General features: G+C 64.2%; 7 protein-coding genes. 5 read left to right on the forward strand and 2 right to left on the reverse strand.

What is annotated here, in order from left to right; all coding sequences use genetic code 11:
* Positions 1-11 precede the first annotated feature (11 nt).
* The 5 genes from Thiowin_RS17785 (at position 12) to Thiowin_RS17805 (ending at position 10,208) form a co-directional block, all read left to right on the forward strand.
* Complete coding sequence (locus Thiowin_RS17785) at positions 12-2,627, forward strand: FtsX-like permease family protein (RefSeq protein WP_328984306.1); 2,616 nt, start codon at positions 12-14, stop codon at positions 2,625-2,627.
* The gene (locus Thiowin_RS17790; RefSeq protein ID WP_328984307.1) at positions 2,627-3,799 is read left to right on the forward strand and encodes a lipocalin-like domain-containing protein; all 1,173 of its coding nucleotides are present in this window, start codon (positions 2,627-2,629) and stop codon (positions 3,797-3,799) included. The genes Thiowin_RS17785 and Thiowin_RS17790 overlap by 1 nt, the downstream gene beginning before the upstream one ends.
* Before the next feature lie 318 nt (positions 3,800-4,117).
* Positions 4,118-8,944, forward strand: a complete 4,827-nt coding sequence (locus tag Thiowin_RS17795; protein WP_328984308.1) for a hybrid sensor histidine kinase/response regulator — start codon at positions 4,118-4,120, stop codon at positions 8,942-8,944.
* 205 nt (positions 8,945-9,149) lie between these two features.
* Positions 9,150-9,467 (forward strand): sulfur globule protein CV3, encoded by a 318-nt coding sequence (locus tag Thiowin_RS17800; protein ID WP_328984309.1) that lies wholly within the window; start codon positions 9,150-9,152, stop codon positions 9,465-9,467.
* A gap of 66 nt (positions 9,468-9,533) precedes the next feature.
* Positions 9,534-10,208: a hypothetical protein gene (locus tag Thiowin_RS17805; RefSeq protein WP_328984310.1), complete on the forward strand. Its 675-nt coding sequence runs from the start codon at positions 9,534-9,536 to the stop codon at positions 10,206-10,208.
* A gap of 37 nt (positions 10,209-10,245) precedes the next feature.
* Here the strand turns inward: Thiowin_RS17805 and gloB are convergent, their stop codons facing one another.
* Both gloB and dxs read right to left on the reverse strand, forming a co-directional pair.
* On the reverse strand, positions 10,246-11,034 hold the full coding sequence (gloB, locus tag Thiowin_RS17810; protein WP_328984311.1) for a hydroxyacylglutathione hydrolase: 789 nt from the start codon (positions 11,032-11,034) through the stop codon (positions 10,246-10,248).
* Between the two features lie 5 nt (positions 11,035-11,039).
* A complete protein-coding gene (gene dxs / locus Thiowin_RS17815; protein ID WP_328984312.1) occupies positions 11,040-12,968 on the reverse strand; it encodes a 1-deoxy-D-xylulose-5-phosphate synthase in 1,929 nt (642 codons plus the stop codon).
* Positions 12,969-13,010 lie beyond the last annotated feature (42 nt).

Genomic DNA, 13,010 nt, shown 5'->3' on the forward strand with positions numbered 1-13,010 from the left:
TTGTTTGCATTATGCCCGCCACCCTCCGCCATCTCTTTCTCGCCAGCCTGTGGCGGCGGCGACTGCCGACGGTGCTCTCGGTACTCGCCATTGCCCTGGGTGTGGCGCTGGGGCTGGCGGTGCAGTTGATTCACCGTGGCGCCTTGGATGAATTCGAGCGCGGCGTGCGACTACTGAACGGCCAGGCCGATCTCCAGGTGCTGGCCGGCGCGAGTGGCTTCGATGATCGGCTGTTTGCCGAGATCGCCCAACTGCCCGAGGTGGCCGCCGCCAGCCCGGTTTTGGAGGTGCGCGCGCGCCGGCCCGGGCGTTCATCGGAGCGCGACAGCCTGCGGATTCTGGGAGTTGATGTGCTGCGACTCGCGGCGGTGAATCCAGCCTTGATGCCGGTACCCGGACCAGCGCCAGAATCGGCGCCAGACCCGGCACCGGATCAGGTATCGGATCAGGCATCGGATCTGGCATCGGCCAGCGCGAACGCGGACACCAGGGAAGCCGATCCAGACCTGCTCGCCACCCTGCGCGAGGATGCGCTCTTCCTCAGCCCGGCCGCCGCCGAAAGGCTGGAGCTCCAGCCCGGCGACACCCTGACTCTGCAGGCTGGCACCGAGGAGCGCGACTTGCGCATCGCCGGGACCCTCCCCTCCGCCGGTGTCGGGCAGGAAGTGGCGGTGATGGACATCGCCGGCGCCCAACGTCAGTTCGCGCGCCTTGGGGTCCTGACCCGGGTCGATCTGCGCCTGCGCCAGGATCTGCCCCCGGCGCGAGCGCGCGAGGCCATCGGCGCGCGCCTGCCACCCGGGCTCACAGTTCTGCCCCCGGAGGAGGCCGCGGCGGAATCCCTGGGACTGACACGCGCCTACCGCGTCAATCTCACCATGCTCGCCACCATCGCGCTGCTGACCGGTGGATTTCTGGTCTTCTCCACTCAGTGGCTGGCAGTGGTGCGCCGCCGTCGGGAGCTGGCCTTTCTGCGCGCGCTTGGGCTGACGCGCGCCGAGTTGTGGCGCGGACTGCTGGCCGAGGGCGCGCTGCTCGGGCTGCTCGGCGGCCTGATCGGAGCCCTGCTGGCTTATCTGCTTGCCGCCCTGGCATTCGCCGCGGTGGGCGGCGATCTGGGTGCCGGCTTCTTCCGTGGCCTGAATCCGCGTTTAAGCTGGCAATGGTTGGCCACCCTGTTTTACCTGGCCCTGGGCCTGGCCGCTGGGCTGGCCGGCGCCTGGTTGCCAGCGCGCGAAGCGGCCCAGGCCGCGCCTGCCCAGGCGCTCAAGGCCGGAGACGAGGCCGCCGCCTTCCGCGCACGCGCGCGCTGGGGCTGGACCAGCGCCGCCGCCTTGCTTGCCGCCGCGCTCTGCACCCTGCCGCCACTGTGGGGGATTCCGGTCTTCGGCTATGCGGCAGTCCTGCTGATTCTGCTCACCGCGCTGCTGGCCCTGCCCGGCGTCACCCGCTTGATTGGCTGGCCGCGCCTTGGACTCGCGTGGATCAGCGGTCCGCTGCCCAGACTGGCGCAAGCACGTTTGACCGCCGCCCCCGGGCAGACGGTGGTGGCCGGCGCCGGCGTGGTGGCAAGCGTCGCCCTGGCCGCCTCCATGGCGGTGATGGTCGATTCCTTTCGCGGTTCGGTGGATGACTGGCTCACACGCATGTTGCCAGCGGATCTGTATCTGCGCGCGTCCGATTCGAGCGCCAGTGGCTTTCTCAGCCCCGGGCAGGTCGAGCAGGTGCGCGCCCTGCCCGGGGTGCGAGACATCTACCCGGTGCGCTTTGACAGCCTGCGGCTCGATGCCGCGCGCCCGGCGGTCAGCCTGATCGCCCGCCGGGTGGACGGAGCTGGCGGCTTGCCACTGGTCGCGGGCGACCTGCAAGGGCCAGAAACAGGCGAGGCACCGGCCTGGATCTCCGAGGCCCTGGCCGACCAATGGCGCCTGGGCGTCAATGACCGGCTGGAACTGCCCCTGGGCGGAAAGCCTCGCCCCTTTGTCATCGCCGGCATCTGGCGCGACTATGCCCGCGCGCAAGGCTCGGTCGTCATCCGCATGGACCATTACCGCGCCCTGAGCGGCGACCCACTGACCAATGATCTGGGCCTGATGCTGCTGCCCGACGCCGATCCGGAGGCACTGATGCGGGCGATTCGCGACACCCTGGGCGAGTCGCTCAGCGAGATGATTCTGCCCAATGACCTGCGCGCCATGATATTGACCATTTTCGACCGCACCTTTCTCGTGACCTATTTAATGGAAGGAGTCGCGGTGCTGATTGGCCTGTTCGGCATTGCCACCACTTTCGCGGCCCTGGCCAGCAGCCGGCGGCGGGAATTCGGCATCCTGCGCCATCTGGGACTGCGCCGGCGCGACATCGGCCGACTGCTGGGGCTGGAGGCCGCGCTCGCCGCCCTGCTCGCGGTGGTGGTTGGACTGGTCGCTGGTGGCGCCATCGCCTGGGTGCTGATCGAGGTCATCAACCGCCAAAGCTTCCACTGGAGCATGGAACTGGCGGTTCCGGTGGGACTGCTGAGCCTGTTTGCCGCCGCCATGATCCTGCTCGCCGCCGCGGCGGCGCGCTTCGCCGGCGCCCGGGCCATGCGACAGGACGCGGTGCTGGCCGTGCGGGAGGATTGGTGATGCTGGGTATGCCCTCTTCAGTCGGCATGAGGCAGCGAGCACGCACCTTGCTCGCGGCGCTCTGCCTGCCCCTGCTGCCGCTGCTGCTGTTCCCCATGCCAACACCGGCAAGCGAGCCTGTGGACTTCACCCCCGTCACGCCAGAACGCGAACTCCGCTTCCCGCGTGACTTTGGCGCGCATCCGGACTATCGCACCGAATGGTGGTACATCACCGGCTGGCTGACCGACAACCATGGCCGCGAACGCGGCTTTCAAGTCACCTTCTTCCGCTCCGCGACCGGCATTGGCGCCGACAATCCCAGCCGCTTCGCGCCCCGGCAACTGATCCTGGCCCATGCCGCCCTGGCTGATCCAGACACCGGCCATTTGCTGCACGATGAGCGCGCCACGCGCGAACTCCCGCCACTGGCCGGACTCTCCCGCGAAGATACCCACGCATGGATCGGCGACTGGCTGCTCAAGCGCGATCCGGATGGTTATCGCACCCGCGTCGACAGCGAGGACTTTGGCTTTGACCTGCATCTGGTGCCACCCGCCCCGCCAGTGCTCAATGGCCAGGCCGGCTTCAGCCAGAAAAGCCCGGATCCCAAGGATGCCAGTTATTACTACAGTCGCCCGCGACTTGAGGTAGCCGGCAGCCTGCGCCTCGGCGACCAGAGCCTGAAGGTCAGCGGCCAAGCTTGGCTGGATCATGAATGGTCAACCGCCTACCTGCCAGAGCAGGCGGCCGGCTGGGACTGGATCGGGATCAACCTGCACGACGGCGGCTCGCTGATGGCCTATCGCATGCGCCACGCCGATGGCTCCACGCTCTGGGCCGGCGGCAGTCTCATTCCCCCAGGCACCCGCCCGGGCCAGCCAGCGCGTATTCTGAGGCCGGACGAAATCCAGTTCACCCCAGAGCGCTTCTGGCAGTCGCCACGCACCGGCACCCAGTACCCCGTCGAATGGACTCTCGAACTCCCCGGCCAGCGCCTGCGACTGGTCCCGCTGATGGACGATCAGGAACTCGACGCCCGCCGCTCCACTCAGACTATCTACTGGGAAGGCGCGGTGCGCGTGTTTGAGGAACCCATCCAGGCCACCAACACAAAAGCCACCAACATCGGCCGTGGCTATCTGGAAATGACGGGCTACTGGCGGCGACAGACGGCCTTGTCGTCCCCCTGATATCCGGTGCTACCGCCCGCTCACAGCAGCCAGTGGCGCGAGCCGACCCACCGACCGACCACTGACCAACCAGTGTTCCTTCCTATAATGCTGGTGTATTCTGTGACGTAAATCCGCGCGAGTGTTATTCTTAAAGGCAGAAATACGGTTCGCGACAGTGCTCTGAGTCTAGTCCAAGTTTTCCCCCCAATTTTTCCCCCCAATTTTTCCCCCAAATTTTTCCCCCAAATTTTCCCCCAAGCTTTTCCCAAGCTTTCCGGGCTCGGCCTTGCGCTGACCCAAAGGCCAGCCATCGACCTGCCGATAACCGCGACCACCATGCCCCATCGATCCTCCCTCCCTCCTCGACCCTTGATCATTCCCGAACACCTTTATGGTCGCGACAGCGAGCGTGGCGTCCTGCTTGACGCCTTTGCGCGAATCGCACAAGGCACCGGGGAGATACTCCTGGTCCCGGGTCCGTCCGGGGTGGGCAAAACAGCGCTTGTCCAACAGCTCAAACAACCCGTGCTGGCCAGCAACGGGCGATTCTGCGCAGGCAAATTCAGTCAGTACCAACAGGGTGTGCCCCATCTGGCCATGCGTCAGGCGCTCGCCAGCCTGGGCCGGTCACTAACCGAAGACAATAGCAGCGGAGTGGATTGGCCGGCACGACTACAGGCCGCTGTGGGCGATTTCGGGCATCTGCTCACCGGCCTTGCACCCGAGCTTACGCCTCTGCTCGGCACACCAGCGCCACCGCCGGATATCAGTCCGTTGGAAGCACGCCACCGTTTCGCGACCGTGCTGCGGCGGTTTCTTGCGCCCCTGTGCCAACCGGAACATCCACTGGTCATTTTCATCGACGACTGGCAGTGGGCGGACGCGGCCTCCCTCGCCGTGCTTGAATCACTCGAGATCGGCACCACACTGCGCTATCTGCTGCTGATTGCCGCCTACCGCGATGACGAAGTGGATGAGGCCCATCCCTTTCGCGCCACCCTGGGCAGTCTGAAACACCAACATCGGCCCATCAAGACGCTGGCGGTACGACCCCTTGGATTATCGGCCCAGCAGGATTTTCTGCTTGCCACCCTCGAGCCGACACTGGCCGAACCGGCCGAACTGGCCCACATGATGCATCGGCATACCCAGGGCAACCCCCTGTTCATGCGTGCCTTCCTTGGTTTTATCCATGAGGCGGGTCTACTGGCCTTCGACCCTGACCAGCAGCGCTGGCAGTGGTCGCCCGAGGACTTCGATGCCATGGCGCTGGAAGGCGATGTGGTGGAATTCCTCGCCCACCGCTTTCGTCAGCTTGCTCCTGCGCAGCGCGCACTCCTGGTGCGGGCTGCCTGCCTGGGCAATCGCTTTGCCCTTGCCGATCTTGCTCTGCTCAGTGGTCGTCCGGCAAGCCAGTGTCTTGACTTGCTGCGCGAGGAAATCGACGCCGGCTTGCTGTTGCTCACGGACAGCCGCGGCGACAGTGATGAGATAACAGATCCCGCACATGGCAAAGAGGCCGACTACTGGGTGCGTTTTGTCCATGACCGGGTACAGCAAGCCGCACATGGACTCATCGACCCGGCCAGCCTCAGGGCGACCAAGCTCGACATTGGGCGCACCCTGCTGCGCGAGCTACCCCCGACGGTGGTGACCGAGCGCCTATTCGAATTGGCTGAGCTGTTAGACGCCGGCCAGGAGCTGATCGAGAATCGCGACGAGAAGCTACGGCTACTAGAGCTGAACCTTGCAACCGCGCGCCAGGCACGGGCTGCCACCGCCTACCGTGGCGCACTGCGTTATCACCGCGCGGCGGCCGCCTTGCTTGAAGAGGAGGCCTTTGCCGACTGGGTATGGCACAACCACCATCAAACGGCCATGGATTTGTCGCAAGACTGGGCGGGCAGCGAGTTCCTCGAGGGTGATCACGCCTTGGCCGAGCGCTTGCTGCGGCAGGCCGCCGAACGTGCCGGCAGCGCCCTGGAACGGGCCCAAGTGCTCAATGGACTCATCGTCCAATACACCCTTCAGGCGCGCTATGCGGATGCCATCGCGGCCGGCCGCGAAGCCCTGGCCGCGCTCGGCGTCAGCCTGCCAGCCGCCGACTTCGAGGCGGCGCGGGATGCCGAGATTGCGCGGGTGCGCGCCACCCTGGCCGAGCAACTGGCGGGTCAACCCATCGCCACCCTGGCTGAACGCGCGCCGATGACCGACTCGACCCAAGGCATGGTCGGCTGCCTGCTGATCGCCATGGGCCCGCCTTGCTACCGCGCTCATCAGCGACTGTGGTCTGTCATCGTGCCCATGGTGGTCAACCTGACCCTGCGTCATGGCAACCTACCGCAGATTGGCTATAGCCACACCGCTTTCGCCGGCCTGATGATCTGGGTGGAGGATGATTTCGCCACCGCCCGGGCCTTCAGCGACCTGGCCGAGCAACTCATGGGCCAGCACTTTCAGGCCCCCTCGGACCAGAGTGTCTTTCGGCTGATGATCGGCAGCTCGGCGCGCTTTTGGTTCGAGCACCTTGAGCGCAGCAGCGCCGACTATGCACAAGCCTATGATATCGGTCTGCGCGCCGGCAATCTGCAATACGCCGCTTATGCCTTTGGGCACAGGATGTATTGCCGGTTTTTCCAGGGGATAGAACTGACCACCCTGCGTGAAGAAACCGAGGAGTCGCTTAAGTTCAGCCGCACCCGCTTCAATCAGTGGGCGATCGACCTGCTCGAGGGTGGACTGTTGATCATCGACAGCCTGAGCAAGATCGACACGGAGCAAGCCAGGCGCACAAGCGCGGAGAACGACTGGCTAGAGCGAGTCACCGCGCACGACAACCCCCAAGTCCTATGCATTTACCGCATTCTTAAAAGCTTCACTCTGTTGCTGCTTGGCCGCCACGCGGACGCCCTGACCGTCGCCGAGGAGGTGGAACCCGCGCTTTACATGGTCGGCACCCAGGGACTCTTGCCCTGGCCCATGCATCTGTACTCACGCTTTCTGACCCTGAGCGCGCTCTACCCCTGGGTCGACCCAGCCCGCCAGCATCGGTGGAACGACGAACTCATCACAATACTGGGCCGGCTGCAGCGCTGGGGCGCGCAAAACCCCGCGAATTTTTCCCCCATGACCACCCTGGCGGAGGCAGAACTGGCGCGTCTGCACGGCGATGCCCCGCGAGCCATGCACAAATACGTGACCGCCACCGGTCTGGCACAGGCCGGACGTTTTTTGCATTGGGAAGGGTTTATCGCCGAACGCGCGGCCTGGTTCTGGGAGTCCCAGGACAACGACAGAGTCGCCCAGGGCTGCTGGCAGCAAGCCTATGATGCCTTTGCTCGTTGGGGCGCGAAGGCCAAGCTCCAGGCAATGGAGATCCATTATCGCGACTGGATCTCGGCGCGACTGCCACCGACTGGTGGCAACCCCGAGACCGAGCAAATGCGCGCGGCCGTGGTGGAGCGGCAAATCAAACTGCTGCGATTGCAGTCCGCGCAGACACAGGAGACCGGGCTGCGCTACCAGGCCGAGCGTCAAGCCGCGGAACTGGCCGAGGCAACCCTACGCCTACGCGAGGAAGTCGCGCAGCGCAAGGCCGCGGAAGCTGAGCTGCGCGAGAGCGAGGCGCGCTTTCGCCTCACCTTCGATGAGTCGCCGGTTGGTGCCGGCATCGTCTCGCTCGATCTGCGTTATCAGCGCGCCAATGCCGCCATGTGCCGCTTTCTTGGCTACACCCAAGCACAGATGCGGAACATGAGCGTTGCCGACATCACCTATCCCGACGATCTCGCCGGAACGCGCGACCTAGCCGCCAAACTGCTGACCGGCGAGATCGCCGAAACCCACCTCGACAAGCGCTATCTGCGCGCTGACCGGACCTCGGTCTGGGGCCGTCTGTCGGTCAGTCTGATCCGCGACAACCAGGGCCAACCGCTGTACTTCTTGACCCTGGTCGAGGACATCACCAAAGCCAAGGCCACCGAGCAGGCGCTGCGACGCGCCAGCGAGGAAGCGCAGGCGGCGAGTCGCGCCAAAAGCGAGTTCCTGGCCAACATGAGCCACGAGATCCGCACACCCCTCAATGGCGTGCTCGGCATGCTGCAATTGCTTGAGGAAACCCGGCTGACCAAGGAACAGGGCGAATACACCTGCACCGCGCTCAGCTGCTCCAAGCGTCTGGAAGCGCTGCTGACAGACATTCTCGATCTATCACGCATCGAGGCCGGCAAGCTGAGTCTGACGCCAGCGCCCTTGCGGCTCGCGGATCTGCGCGAAGCGGTGATGGACATCTTCAGCCTGGCCGCCACCGAGAAAGGACTGACTCTTGCCATCGAGATTCTGCCAGGCTTGCCGGAACGGATCCTCGGCGACGAGTTGCGCTTGCGCCAGGTGCTGCTCAATCTGGTCGGCAACGCCATTAAATACTCCGATGGCGGGCAGGTTTCCGTGACCCTAAGCCCCTTTCTCGCGACTGACTCGGCACCGGCGCGCATCGCCTTTGAGGTGCGCGACACCGGCCGCGGGATTCCGCCCGAGGACATCGAGCGGGTCTTTCAGCCCTTTTTCCAATCTTCGCCCAAGCCAGGATCAGTCTCGCAGGGCGCGGGGCTTGGCCTGTCCATTGTGCAGCGCCTGCTCGGACTCATGGATGGCCACATTGAGGTTAAAAGCACCCTTGGATTTGGCACCACCGTGCGCTTCACACTGCCATTGCAGGCTGTCAACTCACAGACCACTCCCCTGCTGGCCGCAAGCGAGAATGTGGTCGTGGAGACCAAGCGCGCATCCCTGCATCTGCTGGTAGTCGACGATGAGCCAACCAATCTGCTGGTCGCGCGACGCCTGCTCGAGAAATCCGGTCACCGCGTCCAGTGCGCCAACAATGGCCTGGAAGCGCTCGAGGCGCTGCGCGGCACCGCCTTCGATGCCTTATTGATGGATGTCCAAATGCCGGGCATGAACGGACTCGAGACCACCCAAGCGATCCGCGACGGAGCCGCTGGAGCGGAACGCGCGCGCGTCCCCATCATCGCCATGACCGCCCATGCCATGCGCGGAGACGAGGAGCGTTTTTTGGCACAAGGCATGGATGCCTATGCCTCCAAGCCAATCGACCGGCTCGAACTGCTGGCGACCATCGAACGGATTCAAGGCCTCGGCTGACCGCCGCGACGCACCGCACAGCTGTGCTGTTCGCGCCCTTTGCCCGAGCCATTTGCCCGCGGCCAAGCGCAAACGACATCTTGATACAAATGACGGGGCGCGCTATAACTTTGCGCGGGACCCGGTCCCTGTCGATCACTCCAGTCGATCATGTCAGTCGATGCGGGCTCCCGTCGTTTATCCGTTCACCGTTGAGGGTTAGATCATGACCAATAGACTCAAGCCCAACAAACTCAAATTCGGTTTAGCGGCAGCCCTGATCGCCGGCGCGGGCGCTCTCGCCAGCCTGCCAGCGCAGGCCTTTTGGTGGCCCTGGTCGGGCGGCCCCTGGGGCGGAAATCCCTGGTATGGCGGCTATTACCCCTACCATGGCGGTTACTATCCGTACTACGGCGGTTACTATCCGTACCATGGTGGTTATGCTCCTTACCATGGCTACCCCTATGGTGGCTATGGCTATCCTTACGGGGGCTATTACTACCCCTATCAGAGCGCACCGGCACAGTCCTCGTCCGATAGCTGATCGCGACCGGACACTAGTTGCCTAATCAAATGATGGTCCGTCTAGCGACGGACCATCGGAGCAAGAATGTCGCAATTTCTCTGGGCCCTGTTGCTAAGCCTCTATGTGCTGGGCATTCTGTTCCTGACCCGCCTGCCCTACCGCTGGATGCTCGCGCGCGGCATGGAGCCAATTCGCGCCGTCTACTACAACCGCAAAATTGTTCACATGGCCGCTGGGGGCGTCGGCTCGCTCGCGGTCCCCTTGGTATTCACCAGCCCCTGGCTGCCATTGATTTCAGGGCTTTTGCTGACGGCCTTGACTTGGGCCACGCATCAGAGCGGCTGGCGCTTCTACTGGTTTCAGACACCAGAAAATCGCAACGACGTGAAGTTCGCCCTGATGTGGGCGCTGTCGGTCTCCGCGCTCTGGTGGCTGCTCAATGACCCCTGGCTCGCCATTGTGCCGGCGCTCTACATGGCCTTTGGCGACGGGGTGACCGGCATCGCGCGCAATGCGCTGATTCGCCGGCGCTCGAAAAACCTCATCGGCAATGTATTCATGCTGCTTGTGTGCCTACCGATCGGCTATGCGGCGGGACTTCATGCTCAGCCGGCCATGCCGCTGTGGGGGGTGCTCTCGGCGCTGGTGGCCACTGCTGTAGAGCCGTTTGAATTCGGGCCAATTGACGACAACGTGCTAATTACCGTCGCCAGCAGCCTAACCCTGCTGCTGGGTCTATGGCTAGGACCGCTCTATTAATGACGCGCCTTCTCCGTGCCGCGGCAGCCCGGGAGCATCAGTCGTAGTCCTCATCCTTCCACCGACGCAGCGCGGCAAAGACCTCGGTTGGGCCATTGAGCTGGTGGCCGGCCGCGCGCTCGGCGGCGGCGATGACACCGGGCTGATCGACGCGCAGGAAGGGATTGGTCTTAAGCTCCACGGCCAGGCTGGACGGCACTGTGGGCTGTTGAGCTGCGCGCAGCCGCTCGGCCTCCGTGGCGCGCTCGGCCAGTGCCGGATTTTCAGGCTCCACCCAGCGCGCGAAACCTAGGTTCTCGAGTGTATATTCATGCGCGCAATAGCAGAGGGTCTCGGGGGCCAGTGCGGCAATTCGACGCAGCGAAGCGGCCAGTTGTTCGGGCGTTCCGTCGAACACCCGCCCGCAACCAACACTGAAGAGGGTATCACCACAGAACAGCGCCGGCTGATCCGCGTCGACCCTGAGATAAGCAATGTGGCTGGAGGTATGCCCAGGCACCGCCAGCACCTGGAGGTCAAACTCCAGACCCGGCAGTCTGAAGCGCTCGCCCTCGCCCAGGCGCCGCGTCGCGCCCGGAATGCGCGGATCTTCTGGCGCCAACACCTCGGCGCGCGGCCAGGCCGACTGCAGCGCCGCCACCCCACCGATATGGTCGCGGTGATGGTGAGTGATCAGAATGGCCGCCAGCTCCAGCCGCCGCACGGCAAGAAAGTCCAGAACCGGCCGCGCATCGCCTGGATCGACCACGACAACTCGCGAGTCTTGCGGCTGATGCAACACCCAGATGTAGTTATCCGCGAAAGCCGGGATGGGCTCGATGTGCATTGGGGCTAAGCCTGCGCCTGTGCCAAGGCTGGTCGCGACTTTGGATTCAGCCCCAGATCCGCCATTTCACTCAGCACCGCATCGCGAATACCGGATGTATCCAAACCGCAAACATGGAGCTGCTCACCATGGCTGGCCTGCTCCTGACAGAAATCCGGCAGACCGAGATGCACGCAGCGCACCATCAGACCATGGGCGGACAAGAGCTCCGAGACCGCCGAGCCCGCGCCGCCAGCGATGACATTCTCCTCAATGGTGATCAGCAGTTGGTGTCGGTCGGCCAAATCCAGAATCAGGCGTTCATCGAGTGGCTTGACGAAGCGCATGTTGGCCACGGTGGCATTCAGCTCCTCCCCCACTTCCAACGCCGGGAAGACCCGACTGCCGAAGCCAAGCAAGGCCACCTGCTCACCCTGGTGCAACATCTCACCCTCGCCAATGGTCAACACAGGCGCGCTTGGGTCGATCTCCACCCCGGGCCCACAGCCGCGCGGGTAACGCACCATGGCCGGCCCCGGATGCTCAAGCGCGGTTTGCAGCATACGCCGGCATTCGTTTTCATCCGCCGGGGCCATGATGATCAGGTTGGGCAGAGGCCGGCTATAGCTCAAGTCGAAACTGCCGGCATGGGTCGCGCCATCGGCGCCAACCAAGCCGGCGCGATCAACCGCGAAGGTCACATCCAGCCCCTGCAGACAGACATCGTGCACGAGCTGATCATAGGCGCGCTGCAGAAAGGTTGAGTAAATGGCCACCACCGGCTTCATGCCCTCGCAGGCCATGCCGGCGGCCAGGGTCACGGCGTGCTGCTCGGCAATGCCAACGTCGAAGTAGCGCTCCGGGAAACGCTCGGAGAAAGCCACCATGCCCGAGCCCTCGCGCATGGCCGGGGTGATGGCCAGCAAGCGCGGCTCGATCTCGGCGGCCTCGCACAGCCAGTCGCCAAATATCTGCGTGTAGGTCTTGCCGCCGGCCTTCTTATGCATCCGCCCGGTTTTCGAGTCAAAGGGGGTGACGCCATGAAATTGCACCGGCTGCCCCTCGGCCGGCTCGTAGCCATGGCCTTTTTGTGTGGACACATGCAGAAAGCGCGGCCCGGGCATGGCTTTCATGTTGTTCAGCGTGGCAATGAGATCATCCATGTCATGGCCATCAATGGGCCCGATATAATTAAAGCCCATCTCCTCGAACATGGTGCTTGGCATCACCATGCCTTTCATGTGCTCTTCCCAGCGCCCGACCAGGTGGCGCAGATGCGGCATGCCGCGCAGCGCGCTCTTGCTGCCCTCGCGCACGCTGGTGTAGACCCGGCTTGAGAGCAGTCGCGAGAGATGCCGACTGATGGCGCCCACGGGCGGGGAGATGGACATCTCGTTGTCGTTGAGGATCACCAGCAAATCCGGATCGAGCGGGCCGCCGTGGTTCAAGGCCTCGAACGCCATGCCCGCGCCGAGCGAGCCATCACCAATCACCGCGATCACCTGCCGGCGCTCGCCCTTCACGCGCGCGGCGATGGACATGCCCAGCGCCGCGCTAATCGAGGTGCTGGAATGGCCGACGCCAAAGGTGTCGTAGCGGCTCTCGCTGCGCTTGGGGAAGCCGGACAAGCCGCCTTTCATACGCATGCGGTGCATGCGATCACGCCGCCCGGTGAGGATTTTGTGCGGATAAGCCTGATGCCCCACATCCCACACCAGGCGATCATGCGGAGTATCGAACACATGATGCAGCGCAATGGTCAGTTCCACCACACCCAAGCCAGCGGCCAGATGACCGCCGGTGCGCGAGACGCTGTCGATCAGGAAGCCGCGTAGTTCCGCGGCCAGTTGCTTGAGCTGCTCGCTCGACATCGACCGCAGATCGGCCGGGTCCTGAATTTGCGCAAGCAGCGGATAGGTCGCGAGGGCCGCGTCAGCGGCAGAGGCATCAGGCATGATTGTTAACCAGTCTGTCACAGGGCAATCGGCGATTTTAGT

Origin of the sequence: Thiorhodovibrio winogradskyi (assembly GCF_036208045.1) — a bacterium.
Taxonomy (GTDB): domain Bacteria; phylum Pseudomonadota; class Gammaproteobacteria; order Chromatiales; family Chromatiaceae; genus Thiorhodovibrio; species Thiorhodovibrio winogradskyi.